The organism is Frondihabitans cladoniiphilus, assembly GCF_039544345.1.
In the GTDB taxonomy this organism is placed as follows: Bacteria; Actinomycetota; Actinomycetes; order Actinomycetales; family Microbacteriaceae; genus Frondihabitans; species Frondihabitans cladoniiphilus.
This window is the reverse complement of sequence record NZ_BAABLM010000001.1, coordinates 204,147-222,502: the sequence shown is the minus strand read 5'-3', so window position 1 is coordinate 222,502 and position 18,356 is coordinate 204,147. Positions and strand designations below refer to the sequence as shown.

Below are 18,356 nucleotides of genomic sequence, written 5' to 3'. Positions count from 1 at the left end.
CCGTCACAGATTCACCGCCAGGTACTCGGCGTAGCCCCCGGGAGTCCGGCCCACCCGGCGCCCCGACGTGAGCACCTCGGCCTCGTCGGAGGCGACCAGGACGGCCCCCTCCGCGCGGAGGCGGTCGACGAGCCGGTTGTCCTCGTGCTCGGGAACGGCGTCGAACCCGCCGGCATTCAGGTACGCCGAGGCCCGCACCCCCAGGTTCGCCCCGTGCACGTGGCCGTTCGGCCGACCGCGCTCGTGCGTCGCGAGCCAGCGCTCGTCCTCCTCGACGCTGAGATCGGCGGGATCCGGCCGCACGGTGCCGATCATGCCGTCGGCGCCCTGCGCGGCGAGCGCCACCTGCACCGTCAACCAGTTCGACGGCACGGCGGAGTCGGCGTCGGTGTTGGCGATCCAGACGCGGTCCGGTTCGATCGTGCCGAGCGCCTGAAGGCCGTGCGACACGCCGAGCGCTCGCGCGGCACCGACCCGCCCGAGCCCGGAGACCACGAGGTCGAGGCCGGCGACGTCGCGGCAGAGGTCGACGGTGCTGTCGGTGCAGGCGTCCGCGACCACGACGAATCGCACGGCGACTCGGGGATGCTCGACCTCGAGTCTCCGGACCGCCGCCGCCATCGCCACCAGGCACCGCCCGATCAGACCCTCCTCGTTGCGGGCGGGCACGACGACGACCAGGGCCGAGACGGGCCCGTCGCCGGCCGGGGCAGAACCGCTCGAAGCGCTGCCCGAGGGTGCGTCGCTCACCGCAGTCCCGTCCGCGTCGCAACGGAACGGTCGTCGCGGGAGAAGACCTCGAGAACGAAGTCGGCTTCTTCGTGGCGGACGAGTCGGGTCCACGACGATGTCTCGGCGAGGCGCAGATGCACGGCGTCGGCCGGCTGCCGGAAGTCGCCCTCGGCGTAGCGCCAGTGGCAGGCCACGAGCGTGCCGCCCGGGGCGAGCACCTCGTCGACGCGCGTCACGACCCGGTCGAGGTCGGCGGGGGTCAAGTAGTAGGCGACCTCGGAGAGGACCACGAGGTCGAAACCGCTCGTCGGCGCGGCGGGGAAGGACTCGACCATGTCGCGCTGCTCGAGGGTGACGTTGTCCCGCCCCTGCAGTCGCGCGCGGGCACGCTCGACGGCGCGCTCGGACAGGTCCACGCCGACGACGGCGTCGGAGCGCAGGGCGAGTTCGCCGGTCAGCACTCCGACCGAGCAGCCCAGCTCCAGGGCCGTGCCATAGCGCTCGTCGGGCAGCGACGCGAGCAGCACGGCGCGCTTGCGGAGCTCGTACCACCGGCTCGTGGCACCCCAGGGGTCCTCGCGGGCCTCGTGGGTGGCGTCGAAGTGGCGCCGCGCATCCCCCGTGCTCGACTCCCTGTCGGCGATCGACTCCATCTCAGCCCGAGGGGTTCTCGACGGGCTTGTCCTCGGCATCGGTGCCCGTTTCGGGGTCGACTTCGGCAGGATGCGTGACGGCCGCCTCGTCGTCGTCCTTCCTGTCGTTGTCGCGAGCGTCGCTCATGCTCATTCGCCTTCCGGGTCGCCGCCGGACGCGTAGTCCGTGTCTTCCGAGCCGGAGTCGCCCGACGTGCTGCCGTCCGAGAGGTTCTCGGTGTACTCCTTCTTCGTCTCGGTCGTCTCGGTCGAGCCGTCGGGGCTCTCGGAGTGGGTGGTGTGCTCGGTCTCGTGCGTGTCGTCGCTCATGGGCGAGACGCTATGCCGCGGCCGTGCATCCCGCCCGATCTGCTTCGACGGGTTGACACGGGCCCGCGGCGGCGGCTCCGGAACGCCTCAGGCGGAGAGCTCCACCACCCGGAACTCCCACGGCCGCAGCGGCGTCGCGGCCCGGGCGTCGACGCGGTTGCCGATCACGACGGGACCGGCCACCCCGAACACCGCCGGGTCGAGCCCGTCGAGCGACAGCACCTCGCCCGAGAAGTTGCCCGTCACGAGAAGCCGCGACGCTCCGAGCGTTCGCGTGAAGGCGTAGAGCGTGGGATGCTCGGCCTCCAGCAACTCGAACCGCCCCTGCGCCACGACCGCCGACTCGTGCCGCAGCGCGATCAGCCGCCTGTAGAACTCGAACACCGACGCGTCGCCCCGAGCCCGGTCGTCGACGACGTTGATCTCGCTGTGGTTCGGGGTGATCGCCAGCCACGGGTCGCCGGTCGTGAAGCCGGCGAGGGGCGTGGCGTCCCACTGCATCGGAGTGCGGGCGTTGTCGCGGCTGCGGAACGCGAGCGAGTCGAGCACCGCCGCCGGAGACGCGCCTCGCCCGACCTCCTCGGCGTACCAGTTGAGCGACTCGAGGTCCTGGTACTGGTCGAGCGACGTGAAGCCGGCGTTCGTCATGCCGATCTCGTCGCCCTGATAGACGTACGGCGTGCCGCGGTGGAGGTGCAGGATGCCCGCCAGCATCGTCGCCGACTCGACCCGCCACTCGGTGTCGTCGCCGAAGCGCGAGACCGAGCGGGGCTGGTCGTGGTTGCCGAAGTACAGGCTGTTCCAGCCGCGGTCGGCGAGGCCGTCCTGCCAGCGGGCGAGCGAGGCCTTCAGGTCGACCAGCGACAGCGGCACGTTGTCGAACTTGGTCCGCGGGCCGTGGTCGAGGCCGACGTGCTCGAACTGGAACACCATGTCCAGCTCGCCGCGGGCCTGGTCGGTGAACAGCTCGGCCTCCTCGACGGTGGCCCCCGGCATCTCGCCGACCGTGATGAGGTCGGCGGTGCGGCCGGCGAACACCTCGCGATGCATCTCCTGCAGGTAGTCGTGGATCTGCGGGCCCATCGACGCCGACGTGCTGTCGCCTACGAGGTCGTCCTGCACCTTGGCGATGACGTTGATGACGTCCATCCGGAAGCCGTCCACCCCGCGGTCGAGCCACCAGTTCATCATCGCGTAGACGGCGGCTCGAAGGGACGGGCTCTCCCAGTTCAGGTCCGGCTGCTCGCGGGCGAAGATGTGCAGGTAGTACTGGCCCGTCGTCTCGTCGAGCTCCCACGCGGGGCCCGAGAACACGCTCCGCCAGAGGTTGGGCTCGCGGCCGTCGTAGCCGTCGCGCCAGAGGTACCAGTCCCGTTTCGGGTTGTCGAGCGAGCTCCGCGACTCCTCGAACCAGGCGTGCCGGTCGCTGGTGTGGTTCACCACGAGGTCCATCACGAGCTTGATGCCGCGCTCGTGCATCTCGGCCAGGAGCCGGTCGAACTGCTCGAGGGTGCCGAAGAGCGGATCGATGCTCTGGTAGTCGCTGATGTCGTAGCCGTTGTCGACCTGCGGCGACCGGTAGATCGGCGAGAGCCAGACGACGTCGACCCCGAGCTGCTGCAGGTGATCGAGGCGCGAGCGGATGCCCTCGAGGTCGCCGATGCCGTCGCCATCGGAATCGGCGAAGCTGCGGGGATAGATTTGATAGACCACTGCATCGGTCCACCACGGCACTTCGACTTCGACTCGGTCGTTCATCCGTCCAGCCTTGCACGACCGGCCCCGCCCGACGAGAGAGCACGCATGAAGAAGACCCCCACGGTCTACGACGTGGCCGCCGACGCCGGGGTGTCGATCGCCACCGTCTCGCGCGTCTTCCGACGGCCCGACGATGTACGCGCATCCACCCGCGAGACGGTCCTCGCCTCGGTTCGGGCCCTCGGCTACGTGCCCAGCGCGAGCGCACGGGGCCTGGCGGCGCGGCGCACCGGCGTGCTCGGGCTCTTCTTCCCGGACTTCGACGTGGTGGACGAGGGGGATGCCCCGTCCGACGACCTGTCGGGCAGTGCATCCCGCGTGGAAGTGGTCCGCGACATCCCCGACACCGGGGGCGCCCAACGGGCCGACCTCTACTTCGATGAGGTCCTCCGCGGCAGCGAGCTCCAGGCCTGGCACGACGGCTTCACGCTGATGATCGGCGTCGGGCGCGGCTCGAACCCCGTCGAGGTGGTCACCGACATCGCCGGGCGGGTCGACGGTCTCGCGCTCCTGGCGGGAAGCGTTCCCGATTCCCTGCTCGAGCACGTCTCGCGGCGCATCCCGATCGTGCTCATCGCCGGCGCGCGACGCGACGACGACTTCGACCACGTGATGGTGGCGAACGCGGACGGGATGCACGCGCTCACTCGGCACGTCGTCGACGACCTCGGGGTGCGCGACCCGGTGTTCGTGGCCGGACCCTCCGCGACGGCGGACGACGTCGAGCGGCACGAGGGCTTCCGACGCGCCCTCGCCGAGAGCGGGATCGACGCCGAGGCGCTGCCGGTGCTGCACGGCGACTTCACCCGGGCGGGCGGACGCCGTGTCGCCGCCGACCTGCTCGAGACGCTCGCCGGGGCGGCTCCCCCGCGGGCGATCATGTGCTCGAACGACCAGACCGCCCTCGGGCTGATGGAGGTCCTGATCGCTGCCGGCGTCCGCATCCCCCTCGACACGATCGTGACGGGGTTCGACGGCATCGCGGAGTCGCGCATGTCGTCGCCGCGCCTCACCACGGTGCAGCAGCCGATGATCGCTCTCGGCCGAGCAGCCGTGGCGACCATGCGCAGTCGGTTGGAGGATCCGGAGCAGCCGCCGATGGCCCGACGACTGCCGGTCAAGCTGCTGCTGCGCGAGAGCTCCGAGGGTTCCGCCTAGGCCTCCGGCACGAGCATTCCACGCTTGCGCTGTTCGATGTATGCGCTTACAGTGGAGCCACGCCTCGCGGTGCCGCGGGGCGCGTCCCGAACAGAAAGACCGGAAGCAACGATGCTCCACGCCAAAGCCGTCGTCAGACTCGCAGCGCTCACCGCCGCTGTCGCCCTCGTGGTCTCGGGCTGCAGCATCCAGATCAAGAGCCGGCCCGATGCCTCCATCGGCGCCGACACCATGCTGATCGCCGCCGACACCGGGTCGCCCACGCTGACCCGCAACTTCAACCCGTTCCTCACGAACGCCCGCACGGCGACGCCGTACATCTACGAGCCGCTGGTCGTCGTCAACAACCTCGACGGGGCCGAGCATCCGTGGTTGGCGAGCAAGTACGCCCAGCCCGACGCCCAGACCATCGACTACACGATCCGCACGGGCGTGAAATGGTCCGACGGGGTCGCGTTCACCCCCGCCGACGTCGCCTTCACGTTCGCGCTGCTGAAGAAGTACCCGACCCTCGACACGACCGGCATCTGGCAGTACATCCAGTCGGTGACCACGGCGGGCGACGTCGTCACCGTGCACCTGAAGGGGGCGGATGCCCCGGCCGCCACGATCATCTCGCAGCTGCTGATCGTGCCCCAGCACCTCTGGAAGAGCGTGAAGGACCCCAGCACGTTCCTCAACCCCGACCCGATCGGCACCGGGCCGTACAAGCTCGGCAACTTCTACCCGCAGCAGTACAGCCTCGACAAGAACCAGACCTACTGGCAGGCGTCGAAGGTCGCGGCGGAGCACCTCGTGATGCCGGGAGTGAACACGCAGCTCGACATCGTGACCAAGGGCTACGACTGGGCTTACTCGTTCATCAGCGACGTCAAGGGCACCTGGCTCGCCGCCAATGCCGACAACAAGTACTGGTTCCCGCCGGGGGGCACGATCGTGCTCTACCCGAACCTGACCAAGGCCCCCTTCAACGACGTGAACTTCCGCGAGGGCATCTCCGACTCGTTGAACCGCAAGGCGATCGGCGACTCGGCCGCCGAGGGCTACATGCAGCCCGCCGGTCAGAGCGGACTCCTCCTGCCCGCGCAGAAGAGCCTCCTCGACCCGTCCCTGGCGAACGAGGGCGCGATCACGCAGAACACGCAGGCGGCAACCGCCGCCTTCGCGAAGGCCGGCTACACGCTGCAGAACGGCAAGCTCGTCGACTCGGCCGGCAAGCAGGCCACCCTCTCGATCATGACCGCCAACGGCTACACCGACTGGCTGCGTGGCGTGCAGGAGGTCCAGAAGGAGCTGAGCGCCGTCGGCATCGCGGTCAAGGTCAACCAGCCGCAGCCCGCGGCTTACCAGCTCGCGCTCCAGAACGGCGACTTCGACCTCGCCATGGGCGGCTTCGGCGGCACCGGCTCGCTCTACCAGGACTTCAACGTCGCGCTGAACAGCTCGTTCGTGAAGCCGATCGAAAAAGCCGCCCCGAGCAACTTCGAGCGGTTCAACGACCCGGCGACCGATGCGCTCCTCGACCAGTTCAAATCGACCACCGACAAGGCGGCACAGCAGAAGATCGGCTACCAGCTCCAGCAGGTCGTCTACGACCAATTGCCGTTCATCTCGCTCTACTACGGCGGCTCGTGGGGCCTGTTCAACTCCCAGAAGTTCACCGGGTGGCCGAGCGCCTCCGACCCCTACGCCAGCCCGAAGAACTACCAGTCGACCCCGCTCCTGATCTTCACCCACCTCAAGAAGGCCCAGTCCTCCTCGAACACCGCGAAAGGCAAGTGATGGCGCTCCTGCGCAAGTTCGGGCTCTTCGTGCTCACCCTGTGGGCCGCGGTCACGATCAACTTCATCCTCCCCCGGCTGATGCCGGGCTCCCCCGCCGACGCCGCGATCGCGAAGCTCTCCCAGAGCGGACCGGTCACGGCGGCCACCAAGAAGGCCATCGAGGCCCAACTCGGCGTCCCGACCGGCAGCATCCTGTCCCAGTACGGCTCGTACCTCCACCAGGTGGTGACCCTCGACTTCGGCGTCAGCTACACCTTCTTCCCGCAGCCGGTCGCCGAACTGGTCGGGCAGGCCCTGCCCTACACGCTCATCCTCGTCGGCGTCGTCACGATCATCGCCTTCATCGGCGGCACGCTCCTCGGCATCCTCGCCGCCTGGAAGCGCGGCACCTGGATCGAGGCGCTGCCCACCCTGGGCGGCAGCTTCGCCAGCGCGTTCCCCTACTTCTGGACCGCGCTCCTGCTCCTGTTCTTCCTCGGCTACGTCGGGCACATCTTCCCGACGTCGGGCGCAGCGGGAGTCACGGCGGTGCCGGCCCTCACCGGGTCGTACGTCCTCGACGTGCTGTACCACGCGATCCTGCCGGCCCTCACGATCCTCATCACGTCCCTCGGCGGCTGGATCCTCGGCATGCGCAACACGATGATCAACACCCTCGGCGACGACTACGTCACCTTCGCCGAGGCCAACGGCCTGAAGAGCCGCACCGTCGCCATCCGCTACGCGGCCCGCAACGCGATCCTGCCGAACCTCACCTCGTTCGGCCTCGCGCTGGGCGGCGTGGTCGGCGGCTCGCTGCTCGTCGAATCGGTCTTCGGCTACCCGGGCATCGGCTACCTGCTGCTCAAGGCCGTCACCAACCAGGACTACCCGCTGATGCAGGCCCTGTTCCTGATGATCACGATCAGCGTGCTGGTCGCCAACTTCCTCGTCGACATCTTGTACGGCGCTCTCGACCCCAGGACACGACGATGACGACGATCCTCTCCCCCCAACAGCCCACGAACGCGCCCGACGCCCAGGCCGAGATCGCGGCCGCCCCCTCCCCCTGGCTGGTGGTGGCCCGGGTCGCGAAGACGATCTGGAGCAACCGCAAGGCGCGCATCGGTCTCGTCATGCTGGCCGTCTTCGTCCTCGTGGCGATCTTCGCCCCGCTCCTCACCCCCTACGACCCGAGCGCCAACACGTTCGGCGGCAGCAAGAACGCCAGCGCCGCCCACTGGTTCGGCACGACGGCGGCGGGCGAGGACGTCCTGAGCCAGCTCATCCAGGGTGCCCGGATCAGCGTCCTCGTCGGCTTCACGGCCGGCATCCTCTCGACGTTCATCGCCGTGGTGATCGGCCTGAGCTGGGGCTACACCCGGGGCTTCGTCGGCGACGTGATCAATTTCGTCGTGAACCTGTTCCTGGTCGTCCCGTCGCTGCCGCTGATGATCGTCATCGCCGCCTACCTCCAGAACGGCGGCATCGGCATGATCATCCTCGTCGTGGTCCTCACCGGCTGGGCCTTCGGCGCCCGCGTGCTGCGCAGCCAGACGCAGTCCCTCCGCTCCCGCGACTTCGTCACCGCGGCGATGTTCTCGGGCGACCGCTCGATCCGCATCGTGTTCCGCGAGATCCTGCCCAACATGACGTCTCTGATCGTCGGCAGCTTCTTCGGCGCCGCGACCAGCGCGATCCTCGCCGAGGCGGGGCTCGAGTTCCTCGGGCTCGGCGACTCCTCGACCGTGAGCTGGGGAACAATGCTCTTCTGGGCGCAGAACTCCAACGCCCTCCTCACCGGCCAGTGGGTGCTGCTCTTCGCCCCCGGCCTCTGCATCGCCCTGCTCGCCACCTCTCTCACCCTGATCAACTTCGGCGTCGACGGGCTCAGCAACCCGCGCCTCCGGGAAGGAAGCGGACGATGACCGACACCCTCGTGGCTCCCACCACTCGCACCGACGACTCCGACGTGCTCCTCGACGTGCGCGGCCTGTCGGTCGTCTACGGAGACGCCACCGAGCATCCCGCCGTCGACAACGTCTCGTTCACCCTGAAGCGCGGCGAGTTCATCGGGCTCGTCGGCGAGTCCGGCTCGGGCAAGTCGACGCTCGGCTTCGCACTCACGCGCCTCTCGAAGGCACCGGCCCGGATCAGTCAGGGCCGCATCCTGTTCGACGGCCACGACATCGCCGGCATCGAAGGCGAGCACCTGCGCGAGCAGCGGCACGGCGGCTTCGCGATGGTGCTGCAGTCGGGCATGAACGCGCTCAACCCGGTCCGGAGCATCCGCGACCACTTCCGCGACATCTACCGGGCTCACGGGCACGTGCCCCGCGAGCGCTGGGAGAAGCGCTCCATCGAGCTCGTCGGCAAGGTCGAGCTGCCGGCGACCGTCCTCGACCGGTTCCCGGGTGAGCTGTCAGGCGGGATGCGCCAGCGCGTCTCGATCGCGCTGGCACTGTCGCTCGAACCCCAGCTCCTGGTGTTCGACGAGCCGACCACGGCCCTCGACGTGCTCGTGCAGCACGCGGTGATGGACACGATCACGCAGTTGCAGGAGTCCGAGGGCTTCACGGCGATCCTGATCAGCCACGACCTCGGCGTCGTGCTCGAGGCGACCGCGCGCGTGCTCGTGATGCACGAGGGGCGCATCGTCGAAGACGCCTCCGCGCACGACATCCTGAACTCTCCCCAGGACGACTACACGCGCATGCTCCTCAGCCACTACGCCGACCCGCGCGCCGAGAACATCGAGCTGCCGGGCTTCGAGAACCGGGCCGTCGCACCGACGACGTCCACCGGCTCCCGCGCCAGTGTGAACCGGCTCGCGACGACATCGCTCGTGGTCGACTCGATCGGCATGATCTACCCGCCCCCGCGCCGCGGCGAGAAGCCGATCACGGCCGTCGACGACGTCTCCTTCACGCTCGACCCGGGTGAGGCGCTGGCCCTCGTCGGCGCCTCCGGCAGCGGCAAGTCCACCATCGCGAAGCTCATCACCGCGGTCGAGAAGCCGACCTCCGGCACGGTGACCTTCGGCGACCTCCGCATCGACCGGCTGAAGCGCCGCGAGTTCCACCGCCTCCACCGCGACGTGCAGATGGTGTTCCAGGACCCCTACGCCGCCCTCAACCCGCTGCACACGGTCGAGTACGCGCTGACTCGTCCGGTCGTGAACTTCACGGGCCTGAAAGGGCGGGATGCCCGGCGCCGCGTCCTCGAACTGCTCGACACCGTCGGGCTCTCCCCCGTCGAGGAGTACGCCGCCAAACTCCCGCACCAGCTCTCCGGTGGGCAGCGGCAGCGCGTGGTCATCGCCCGCGCGCTCGCCAGCGACCCGCAGGTGATCATCGCGGACGAGCCGGTCTCGATGCTCGACGTGTCGCTCCGCGCCGGGGTGCTCGCGCTGCTCGACGACCTCCGCGTGCAGCGCGGAGTGAGCATGCTCTACATCACCCACGACCTCTTGAGCGCCCGCGTGGTCACCGACAACATCCTCGTGCTCAACTCGGGCCGCGTGGTCGAGCGGGGCCGGACGGCCGACGTGCTGCGGAACCCGACCGACGACTACACGATCCGACTGCTCGACGCGATCCCGAACCCGGTGCGGGACGGGGTCGCGTGAGCGGTCGTCACGACCGGCCCCGCGCATCCCCCGTTCTCTCGCCTCTCTCTTCTTCTAGGAGTTCTCTGTGCTGACCTTCCCCGACGGCTTCCTCTGGGGTGCCGCGACCGCCGCCCACCAGATCGAGGGCAACAACGTCAACAGCAACTGGTGGGTGCACGAGCACGAGGCCGGCACGACGATCGTGGAACCCTCGGGCGATGCGGCCGACAGCTACCACCGGTTCCGCGACGACATGCGGCTGCTCGCCGACCTGGGGCTCAACTCGTACCGGTTCAGCGTCGAGTGGGCGCGGATCGAGCCGGAGCGCGGCTTCGTCTCGCGAGCCGAGATAGACCACTACCGGCGGATGGTCGACACGGCCCTCGAGTTCGGCCTGAACCCCGTCGTCACGCTGATGCACTTCACCGTGCCGCGCTGGTTCGAGCGGGACGGCTTCTGGCGGGCTCCCGATGCGGCCGACCTCTTCGCCCGGTACACCGAGATCGCGCTGCCGATCGTGTCGAGCGGCGTCGACTACGTCTGCACGATCAACGAGCCGAACATCGCGGCCATGCTCGCAGGCGGGGAGGACGCGTCGAACCTGGTCGCGTACGGCCTGCCCAACCCCGACCTCGACGTGGCGGATGCCCTGCTCTCGTCGCACCGGCGGTCCCGCGAGGTGCTCTCCTCCGTCTCCGGCCTCAAGACCGGCTGGACCGTCGCCACCCAGGCGTTCGCGTCGACCGGCGAGCCCGGCGCCGACGAGAAGCTGCGCGAATACGGCTACCCGCGCGACGACTGGTACCTCGAGAACGCCCAGGGCGACGACTTCGTCGGGGTGCAGGCGTACACGCGCACGTTCATCGGGCCGTCGGGGCCGCTGCCCGTGTCCCCGGACATCGAGACGACCCTCACCGGGTGGGAGTTCTTCCCGCCGGCCGCCGAGCTCGGCATCCGCAGCGCGTGGGAGCTGAGCGGCCACACGCCCGTCATGGTCACCGAGAACGGCATCGCGACGGCCGATGACACTCGGCGGATCGCCTACACGACGGGTGCCCTCGCCGGGATCCACGCGGCGATCTCGTCCGGCATCGAGGTGCTCGGCTACCAGCACTGGAGCGCCCTCGACAACTACGAGTGGGCGAGCGGTTTCGCGCCGACGTTCGGCCTGATCGGCTGGGACAAGCAGACGTTCGAGCGCACCCCCAAGCCGAGCGCGGCCTGGTACGGGGCGGTGGCGCGGGCGAACGGGCTGGAGGGGTAGCGGTAGCGGCCGGGGTGGTGGTGCGGCCGGGGGCTGCTGCGGCTGGTGGTGCTGCGGCGGCTACCCTCGCTTGCGGCGAGCACCCTCGCTTGCGGCGAGCGATCCAGTCCGCGGACTAGATCGCTCGCCGCATGCGAGGTGCCGTCGGCGGCGGTGGCGGCCGGCCGGGCTCACCAGGGGGTGCCGCGCAGGACGATGGGTCCGGCGGGCCAGTCGGCGACCGGCCGCGTCCCGCCGCGGATGAGCAGCGGACCGGTACTCACCACGGGAGTCACTCCGTCGAGGCGGGAGAGGCAGACCTCTTCGGCGTGGATGCGGGTCCACCCGCACGCCTCGGAGAACGGGACGATCGCTTCGCGGCAGCCGAGGTAGCCGAACTCGGCGTCGGCTCGTTCGACGGTGGCTCGCGCTGCCGCCTCGAGAAGAACCTCGCCGAGGCCGGTGCCCCGTGCATCCCGCGCTACGAGGACTCCGCCCGTACCCGCGATCACGGCTTCGGCCTCGCCCACCCGGATCCGGCGGCGTTGGATTCCGACGTGTCCCACGATCCGCTCACCCGCTGCGTCGGTCTGCCGTGCGACGACGTGGAAGTCGGCGGGCGAATAGCCGTAGGGCCGATCCGGGTTCCATTCGCCGAAGTCATCGTGGTACTTGGCGTCGAAGAGCGCGCGGAGCCCGGCGATGTCGGGGGCGGTCAGGCCGGCATGGTCGAGCATGTCGATCGTCGGGGGCATCCTCCGATGCTGGCACGGTCGGGTCGTTCGGCTGCCTGCCGCGGGCACCCTCGCATGCGGCGAGCACCCTCGCATGCGGCGAGCACCCTCGCATGCGGCGAGCACCCTCGCATGCGGCGAGCACCCTCGCATGCGGCGAGCACCCTCGCATGCGGCGAGCACCCTCGCGTGCGGCGAGCGATCTACTCCGCGGACTGGATCGCTCGCCGCACGCGAGGTGCCGTCAGCCGCGCTCGGGCGCGAGCGCAGCGGCGTCCGTCTTCGCCGCCTCGACGAGCTCCTGCACCAGCGCCACCTGACGCTCGCACTTCTTCCGGCTCGCCACCAAGCCCTCGAGTCGGATGTCCTGGGTCCGACCCTTCACCCGGACCTGCACCGCGACGACCTTCGAGAAGGGCGTTGCCGGTCATCCAGTCGGCCTGCCCGACGTAGCAGAAAATGACGTCGGCGGGACTCCAGCGCCGCGTGCGGAACCAGGTCACAGCCACGATCTGCCCGTCGAGGGAGAGCCCCATCCGCAGGCTGCGGGCTGCGAACGCCGCGGGAATGCCGACGAAGACGAGGGTGGCCACCGCCCACGTCGAGAGGTCCCGTCTGTCGGTGTCGGTCAGCGTAAGAAGTTGCACGGCCGCGAAGACTCCCGTGAAGCTGAATGCCAGCACACGCGCACGAAGACCCGAACCGGCAACGTGGGATGCCCGGGCCGGCCTCGAGCGAGAACTCCTCATCCGGCGATCCTGCCAGTCGCGACGCCCCCTCGCTGCCCCTCGATCGGGACGGCCACGGCGCCGCGGCCCGGCGGCTCGAGCGAGCCCAACGGCGCGAGCGAGCCCGACTGGGTCGCGCCGACTCCAGAATCCGCGGCCGCCGCGGAAGATGAGCGGCATGTTCTGGAGTCGACGCAGGCTCGGCCCCGCGCCGACTCCAGAATCTGCGGCCGCCGCAGAAGATGAGCGGCATGTTCTGGAGTCGACGCGGAGCGAGCAGGCGCGAGCGGGCGCGATGCGCGTCGGGTGAGCCCGCGACCCGGAGCCGGCTGTCGAGACCGTCGAGACCGGGCCACTCGTGTCGGATCGACGCCGAGCGGGCGCCAACGGCCGCAGCGCCCACGCCCGGCGGCATATTCCGCCCATTCGAGCCCGAGCCCAGAGCGAACTGGAGCGAGCCGGCGCGAGCGCGAGCCGGCGCGGGCGCGAGCCGGCGCCAACCACCGCGAGCTAGCGCCAACCGCCGCGCCGCTCAGAACAGCGTCGGGGCGACAGCGCTCTCGGGCGACGGGGGCGCGGGCCGCTTGCCGCGCAACTGGAACAGCTCGTGCGTGTCGCGGTTCGGGATCGGCAGGCCGTGCCGCACCAGCGCGTCGCGGAGCCGGCGGTAGATCCGCTTCTGGTAGTCGGCGTCGGCCTGCGTGCCGTTCGCGTAGAGACGCCGGTAGCCGGGGACGAGGTCGGGACGCTCGCGCTGCAGCCAGCCGAAGTACAGCTCTTTGACGCCGGGCTGCAGGTAGAGGAGCGTCGGAAGCACGTGGGTGGCGCCGGCCTCGGCGAGCGCCCCCACCAGGGCGTCGATCTGCTGCTCGCTGTCGGTGAGCCCCGGCAGGAGCGGTGCGGCGAAGACGGTGCAGTCGAGCCCAGCGGCCCGGATGGCCCTCAGCGTCTCGAGGCGCGCCGTAGCGGACGGCGTGCCGGGCTCGATCGAGTGCTGCAGGTCGTCGTCGAGGACGGCGATCGAGAGTCCGAGCTGTACGTCGACCTTCTCGGCGGCGCGACGCAGGCGGTCGATGTCGCGTCGGATGAGAGTGCCCTTGGTCAGGATGGAGAACGGGACGCGGGCATCCCCCAGCGCATCGATGATGCCGGGCATGAGCGAGTAGCGCCCCTCGGCCCGCTGGTAGGGGTCGGTGTTCGTGCCGAGGGCCACCCGCTCGGGCAGCACGCGCTTGCGGGCGAGCTCGCGCCGGAGCACTTCGGCGACGTTGGTCTTGACCACGATCTGCGTCTCGAAGTCGGCGCCGAGCCCCATGCCGAGGTGCTCGTGCGTCGGACGCGCGTAGCAGTAGACGCAGGCGTGCGAGCAGCCCCGGTAGGGGTTGATCGTGTACTCGCCCGGCATGACTCGCGCCGTCGCCGGGACGTGGTTGAGCGCCGACTTCGCGAGCACCTCGTGGAACGTGATGCCCTGGAACTCGGGCGTGCGAACACTGCGGACGAGACCCGCGACCTGCCCGAGCCCGGGCAGCGCGCCGCTGTCGAACGCGTCCACGCGTTGCCCCTGCCAGCGCATGCCCGCGCCCGCACCTGCGCTCGCGCCAGCGCCCGCGCCCGCGCCAGCGCCGCCAGCTGCACCCGTGCCGGTCGCCCGGAACCCAGTCGTGTCACTCATGATGCGGGAACCGTACCTCGCACCACCGACACCGCCGGGCCCGTCGCAGGGGTACGACACCCAGCCGCCACCACCACCGAGGAATACAAGGGAGAGACCGACTCTGAGGAGAAGCATGACCACCGTCAGCGAATTCGTGATCCAGCGCATCAAGGACTGGGGGGTCAGCCGCGTCTTCGGATTCCCGGGCGATGGCATCGGCGAGTTCGACGGGGCACTCGGCAAGACCGAACGCGACGGCACGGGGATCGAGTACGTCCGCCCGACCCACGAGGAGATCTGCTCCCTCATGGCCACGGCCCACGCGAAGTTCACCGGCGAGGTCGGAGTCTGCGTCGCGACCTCGAGTCCCGGCGCCTTTCACATGATCAACGGTCTGTACGACGCGCAGATGGACAATCAGCCCGTCGTCGCCATCGTCGGCCAGCAGGGCCTCGCCTCGATCGGCACCTTCACGCAGCAGACGTCCGACCTCGAGCGCGTCTTCGCCGACGTCGCCTGCTACGTCGAGACCGTCACGACTCCCGAGCAGGTCCAGGCGGTCGTCGACACGGCTTTCCGCACGGCCATCCTGCGCAAGCAGCCCGCCGTCGTGATCCTCCCCCACGACGTCCAGGGGATGAAGTTCGACGGCCCTCCCGTCGCCCACTGGGTCTCCCGCTCCAGCGGTGCCGCGCCCTCGACCCGCATCGTCCCCGAGGCGTCCGTCGTCCGGCGGATGGCCGACATCATCAACGCCGGCGAGAAGGTGACCTTCCTCGTCGGGGCCGGCGCGCAGGGCTCCACCGACGTCGTGCTCGAGGCCGCGAAACGGGCCGGGGCCGGCATCATCACGGCCCTCCGCGGCAAAGACGTGATCTCCGCCGACGTGCCGTTCCACACGCAGCAGGTGGGGCTTCTCGGCTCCCTGCCGAGCCTCCACCAGATCCAGCGCTGCGACACCATCGTGTTGCTCGGAACCAACTACCCGTACGGCGAATACCTGCCGAAGGACGGCCAGGCGCGGGGCGTCCAGGTCGACCTGAAACCGGAGTCGATGGGCATCCGGTACCCGACGGAACTCAACGTGTGGGGCGACGTCGGCGCCACCCTCGAAGCCGTCCTCCCCCTCCTCACGCAGAAGACCGACCTCTCGTGGCAGGAGGGCATCGCCGACGAGATGCGCGGCTGGGAGGACGAGATGCGCAAGCAGGCCGAGATCGTCTACGACGACGGGGTCAACCCGCGGCGCGTCATCCAGGCGGTCAACGACCACCTGCCCGAGGGCGTGACGGTCACGGCCGACGCGGGCACGACGGCCGATTGGTACGGCCACCACATCCGATTGAAGCGGGGGATGCGCGGAGACATGTCCGGCCGCCTCGCCACCATGCTCGCTGCGATGCCGTACGCCGTCGCCGCCAAGTTCGCCCGCCCCGATCGTCCCGTCGTCTGCACCATCGGCGACGGCGCGTTCCAGATGCTCGGCATGAACGAGCTGATCACCGTGAAGAAGTACCAGAAGCAATGGGCGAACAAGCAGTTCGTCGTCGTGATCATGCACAACGACGACCTCGGGCAGGTCTCGTGGGAGATGCGCACCGAGGACGGCAACCCCATGTGGCGCGGCTCGCAGGACGTCGAGACGATGGACTACGCCGGCTACGCCGAACTGCTGGGCTTCCGGGGCATCCAGGTCCACAGCGACGACGAGGTCGAGGCGGCCGTCACCGCCGCCTTCGCCTTCGACGGCCTCACCGTGATCGACGCCTACGTCAGCCGCAACGTGCCGCCTCTCCCGCCGCACATCACGGCCGAGTACGCCATCAACACCGCCAAGGCACTGCTGAAGGGCGACCCGGTGGAGCTCGACGTGGTGAAGGACACCGCCCAGGCGTTCGCCTCCGAGACGCTCGACCGCGTCAAGGGCGCGCTGCACCTCGGCGGCGACAGGCACGACGACACGAGGCACGACGACACGAAGCACGACGACACGAAGCACGTCGGCACGGACGAGAAGTAGGAGAACGACATGAGCGACGACAGAGACCAGTACACCTTCGACGACCCGCGCACCCGGTTCCCGGACATCTCCCCCGAGGTGCAGCAGCAGCCCGAGCCTGGCCTCCAGTCGGAGATGACGCCGGTGCCCGATCTGGGCGAATCGACGTACCGCGGCACCGACCGCCTCCGAGGGCGCAAGGCGCTCATCACCGGCGCCGACTCCGGCATCGGCGCGGCGGTCGCCATCGCCTACGCCCGCGAGGGGGCCGACATCGCCCTGTCGTACCTTCCGGAGGAGCAGAAGGACGCCCAGCACGTCATCGACGAGATCGAGAAAGCCGGCCGGGTGGCGATCGCCCTCCCGGGAGATATCACCGACCCGGCCCATTGCCGCGCGCTGGTCGCCGCTGCCGTCGACGGGCTCGGCGGCCTCGACGCCGTCGTCAACGTCGCCGGCAAGCAGGTCTGGAAGGAGAAGATCGAGGAGATCGACGACGAGCAGTTCGAACTCACGTTCAAGACGAACGTCTTCGCCCCGTTCTGGATCATCAAGGCGGCCCTCCCCCACCTGGGCCCGGGCTCGACGATCATCAACACGGCCTCCCTCGAGGCCTACAAGCCGGCTCCCGATCGGCTGGACTACGCGACCACGAAGGGCGCGATCAACAACTTCTCGAAGGGACTCGCCCAGCAGCTCGTGGGGCGCGGCATCCGCGTCAACGTCGTGGCTCCCGGGCCGACGTGGAGCGTGCTCCAGGTGACCGGAGGGGTGAATCCGGAATCGCTGCCCGAATTCGGCTCCAGCGAGTCCCCGATGGGTCGCGCCGCACAGCCGGCCGAACTCGCACCCGCCTACGTGTTCCTCGCCTCGGCCGAGTCGAGCTTCGTCGTCGGCGACACGCTCAACGTCAACGGCGGCATGGTCACGCCCTAGCGGCGGAACCGGGCGGCTCGGGAACCCTCAGGCGGCTTCGTCGATGAGGTGGAGATGACGCGACTCGTTGCCCGAGAGCACGAGCCCCACGATCCGCGAGTTCGGAGGAACCGAGTCCTCCAGCTCGCGGATCAGTCGTTTGCGCGAACTCCGTTGGCCGTCGAGTCGGAGGAGTCGATCGTCGGAACCCCGGTAGAGGATGTAGCCGATCATCGTCAGCTCCTTCCTCTTCGCTGCGTAGACCACCTGAACGCTACGCTCCAGGGCCCCCCGACAGGTCTCAGGGTGGGATGCACGGCCTGTACCCCGTCGGGTCCGTACTCAGGCGGATCCCCGGCTCCTCATAGTCGCGGAGCCTAGCGTCGATGACATGTCCTGGTTGACCGGTAGCCCCCGCCGAATCGGAGGGCTCGTGGCCGGCGTCATCGTCGTCGCCGGCGCCCTCGTGGCCGGCGGCGTCGTCCACCAGAGCGCGGTGCGCAAGGCCTCGGCCAGCGAGACGGTGCAGACGCCCTCTCTCATGGGCACGAAGCCGGTCGCGGTCGCCATCGGCGACTCGATCATGGACGGCCACGGGCTCACCGCCGCCCAGGCCTGGCCCGCCCTCGTGGCCAAGACCCAGGGCTGGAGCCTCGACAACCTCGCCAGCGACGGGACGGGGTACGTGCAGCTCGGCAACGACGACGACACGTTCCAGGCCCAGGCCGATCAGGCCGTCAAGCTCGACCCGTCGGTGGTCCTGCTCTCCGGCAGCACGAACGACCTCGGCGAGAGCCAGACCGAGGTCGACGCGGCGACCGACGAACTGGTGTCGACCGTGAGCAAATCGCTTCCGGGCGCCGTCATCGTGGGAGTGAACACGTTCTGGGGCGACACGACGCCTCCCGCCCAGGTCGCCGCCATCGACTCGCACTTCAAGGCGGCCGTGCTTGCCGCCGGCGGCACCTGGATCGACGTCGGACAACCGCTCGCCGGGCGTGCCGACCTCATGCAAAGCGACGACGTGCATCCCACGGCCGCAGGTCAGAAGATCCTGGCGGCGACGATCTCGGCGAAGCTGGCCGCCTGACGCTGCT

General features: G+C 69.6%; 18 protein-coding genes. 9 read left to right on the top strand and 9 right to left on the bottom strand.

From position 1 onward, the window contains the following. Positions 1–3: 3 nt before the first annotated feature. From ABEA39_RS01040 to ABEA39_RS01020, 5 genes are all read right to left on the bottom strand, one after another. Entirely contained in the window at positions 4–750 is a 747-nt protein-coding gene (locus ABEA39_RS01040; protein WP_345372188.1) for a glycosyltransferase family 2 protein, read from the bottom strand. Further along, positions 747–1,385, bottom strand: coding sequence for a class I SAM-dependent DNA methyltransferase (locus ABEA39_RS01035; RefSeq protein ID WP_345372186.1), 639 nt, complete (start codon positions 1,383–1,385; stop codon positions 747–749). The genes ABEA39_RS01040 and ABEA39_RS01035 overlap by 4 nt, the downstream gene beginning before the upstream one ends. A 1-nt stretch (position 1,386) precedes the next feature. Then, positions 1,387–1,512, bottom strand: coding sequence for a hypothetical protein (locus ABEA39_RS01030; RefSeq protein WP_345372184.1), 126 nt, complete (start codon positions 1,510–1,512; stop codon positions 1,387–1,389). Positions 1,513–1,514: 2 nt separating this feature from the next. Beyond that, the gene (locus ABEA39_RS01025) at positions 1,515–1,694 is read right to left on the bottom strand and encodes a hypothetical protein (RefSeq protein WP_345372182.1); all 180 of its coding nucleotides are present in this window, start codon (positions 1,692–1,694) and stop codon (positions 1,515–1,517) included. A gap of 87 nt (positions 1,695–1,781) precedes the next feature. Next, positions 1,782–3,452: a glycoside hydrolase family 13 protein gene (locus ABEA39_RS01020; RefSeq protein WP_345372180.1), complete on the bottom strand. Its 1,671-nt coding sequence runs from the start codon at positions 3,450–3,452 to the stop codon at positions 1,782–1,784. A 45-nt stretch (positions 3,453–3,497) separates the two neighbouring features. On the opposite strand from ABEA39_RS01020, the gene ABEA39_RS01015 reads away from it, so the two are divergent. From ABEA39_RS01015 to ABEA39_RS00990, 6 genes are all read left to right on the top strand, one after another. Further along, positions 3,498–4,610 (top strand): LacI family DNA-binding transcriptional regulator, encoded by a 1,113-nt coding sequence (locus tag ABEA39_RS01015; protein WP_345372178.1) that lies wholly within the window; start codon positions 3,498–3,500, stop codon positions 4,608–4,610. Between the two features lie 111 nt (positions 4,611–4,721). Beyond that, a complete protein-coding gene (locus tag ABEA39_RS01010; RefSeq protein ID WP_345372176.1) occupies positions 4,722–6,392 on the top strand; it encodes an ABC transporter substrate-binding protein in 1,671 nt (556 codons plus the stop codon). Then, positions 6,392–7,369, top strand: a complete 978-nt coding sequence (locus tag ABEA39_RS01005; protein WP_345372174.1) for an ABC transporter permease — start codon at positions 6,392–6,394, stop codon at positions 7,367–7,369. The genes ABEA39_RS01010 and ABEA39_RS01005 overlap by 1 nt, the downstream gene beginning before the upstream one ends. Then, positions 7,366–8,301 (top strand): ABC transporter permease, encoded by a 936-nt coding sequence (locus tag ABEA39_RS01000; RefSeq protein ID WP_345372172.1) that lies wholly within the window; start codon positions 7,366–7,368, stop codon positions 8,299–8,301. The genes ABEA39_RS01005 and ABEA39_RS01000 overlap by 4 nt, the downstream gene beginning before the upstream one ends. Then, on the top strand, positions 8,298–10,001 hold the full coding sequence (locus tag ABEA39_RS00995; protein WP_345372170.1) for an ABC transporter ATP-binding protein: 1,704 nt from the start codon (positions 8,298–8,300) through the stop codon (positions 9,999–10,001). Before ABEA39_RS01000 ends, ABEA39_RS00995 begins: the two co-directional genes overlap by 4 nt. Positions 10,002–10,068: 67 nt before the next feature. Continuing rightward, positions 10,069–11,247: a glycoside hydrolase family 1 protein gene (locus ABEA39_RS00990; protein ID WP_345372168.1), complete on the top strand. Its 1,179-nt coding sequence runs from the start codon at positions 10,069–10,071 to the stop codon at positions 11,245–11,247. Positions 11,248–11,417: 170 nt separating this feature from the next. On the opposite strand, the gene ABEA39_RS00985 is transcribed toward ABEA39_RS00990, so the two are convergent. The 3 genes from ABEA39_RS00985 to ABEA39_RS00975 all read right to left on the bottom strand — a co-directional run bounded on the left by ABEA39_RS00985 (position 11,418) and on the right by ABEA39_RS00975 (position 14,264). Then, on the bottom strand, positions 11,418–11,981 hold the full coding sequence (locus tag ABEA39_RS00985) for a GNAT family N-acetyltransferase (protein WP_345372166.1): 564 nt from the start codon (positions 11,979–11,981) through the stop codon (positions 11,418–11,420). Positions 11,982–12,204: 223 nt separating this feature from the next. Continuing rightward, positions 12,205–12,345 (bottom strand): hypothetical protein, encoded by a 141-nt coding sequence (locus ABEA39_RS00980; RefSeq protein ID WP_345372164.1) that lies wholly within the window; start codon positions 12,343–12,345, stop codon positions 12,205–12,207. An 875-nt stretch (positions 12,346–13,220) separates the two neighbouring features. Beyond that, entirely contained in the window at positions 13,221–14,264 is a 1,044-nt protein-coding gene (locus ABEA39_RS00975) for an Rv2578c family radical SAM protein (protein WP_425556910.1), read from the bottom strand. Between the two features lie 214 nt (positions 14,265–14,478). Between ABEA39_RS00975 and ABEA39_RS00970 the strand changes: the two genes are divergently transcribed. Together ABEA39_RS00970 and ABEA39_RS00965 are read left to right on the top strand one after the other, a co-directional pair. Then, positions 14,479–16,365 (top strand): thiamine pyrophosphate-requiring protein, encoded by a 1,887-nt coding sequence (locus ABEA39_RS00970; RefSeq protein WP_345372160.1) that lies wholly within the window; start codon positions 14,479–14,481, stop codon positions 16,363–16,365. Positions 16,366–16,374: 9 nt separating this feature from the next. Beyond that, complete coding sequence (locus ABEA39_RS00965) at positions 16,375–17,280, top strand: SDR family oxidoreductase (protein WP_345372158.1); 906 nt, start codon at positions 16,375–16,377, stop codon at positions 17,278–17,280. A 27-nt stretch (positions 17,281–17,307) separates the two neighbouring features. Here ABEA39_RS00965 and ABEA39_RS00960 read toward each other — a convergent pair whose 3' ends face one another. Further along, positions 17,308–17,493: a hypothetical protein gene (locus ABEA39_RS00960; protein WP_345372156.1), complete on the bottom strand. Its 186-nt coding sequence runs from the start codon at positions 17,491–17,493 to the stop codon at positions 17,308–17,310. Positions 17,494–17,650: 157 nt separating this feature from the next. On the opposite strand from ABEA39_RS00960, the gene ABEA39_RS00955 reads away from it, so the two are divergent. Beyond that, positions 17,651–18,349 carry an SGNH/GDSL hydrolase family protein gene (locus ABEA39_RS00955; protein WP_345372154.1) on the top strand — a complete coding sequence of 233 codons (699 nt, stop codon included), beginning with the start codon at positions 17,651–17,653 and terminating at the stop codon, positions 18,347–18,349. Positions 18,350–18,356: the final 7 nt, after the last annotated feature.

Coding starts and splice junctions, on each gene's coding strand:
- ABEA39_RS00955 (WP_345372154.1), top strand. CDS start 17,651: ATGTCCTGGTTGACCGGTAGCCCCCGCCGAATCGGAGGGCTCGTGGCC.
- ABEA39_RS00970 (WP_345372160.1), top strand. CDS start 14,479: ATGACCACCGTCAGCGAATTCGTGATCCAGCGCATCAAGGACTGGGGG.
- ABEA39_RS00995 (WP_345372170.1), top strand. CDS start 8,298: ATGACCGACACCCTCGTGGCTCCCACCACTCGCACCGACGACTCCGAC.
- ABEA39_RS00965 (WP_345372158.1), top strand. CDS start 16,375: ATGAGCGACGACAGAGACCAGTACACCTTCGACGACCCGCGCACCCGG.
- ABEA39_RS01030 (WP_345372184.1), bottom strand. CDS start 1,512: ATGAGCGACGCTCGCGACAACGACAGGAAGGACGACGACGAGGCGGCC.
- ABEA39_RS01000 (WP_345372172.1), top strand. CDS start 7,366: ATGACGACGATCCTCTCCCCCCAACAGCCCACGAACGCGCCCGACGCC.
- ABEA39_RS01020 (WP_345372180.1), bottom strand. CDS start 3,452: ATGAACGACCGAGTCGAAGTCGAAGTGCCGTGGTGGACCGATGCAGTG.
- ABEA39_RS01010 (WP_345372176.1), top strand. CDS start 4,722: ATGCTCCACGCCAAAGCCGTCGTCAGACTCGCAGCGCTCACCGCCGCT.
- ABEA39_RS00960 (WP_345372156.1), bottom strand. CDS start 17,493: ATGATCGGCTACATCCTCTACCGGGGTTCCGACGATCGACTCCTCCGA.
- ABEA39_RS01015 (WP_345372178.1), top strand. CDS start 3,498: ATGAAGAAGACCCCCACGGTCTACGACGTGGCCGCCGACGCCGGGGTG.
- ABEA39_RS01025 (WP_345372182.1), bottom strand. CDS start 1,694: ATGAGCGACGACACGCACGAGACCGAGCACACCACCCACTCCGAGAGC.
- ABEA39_RS00985 (WP_345372166.1), bottom strand. CDS start 11,981: ATGCCCCCGACGATCGACATGCTCGACCATGCCGGCCTGACCGCCCCC.
- ABEA39_RS00975 (WP_425556910.1), bottom strand. CDS start 14,264: ATGCGCTGGCAGGGGCAACGCGTGGACGCGTTCGACAGCGGCGCGCTG.
- ABEA39_RS01005 (WP_345372174.1), top strand. CDS start 6,392: ATGGCGCTCCTGCGCAAGTTCGGGCTCTTCGTGCTCACCCTGTGGGCC.
- ABEA39_RS01035 (WP_345372186.1), bottom strand. CDS start 1,385: ATGGAGTCGATCGCCGACAGGGAGTCGAGCACGGGGGATGCGCGGCGC.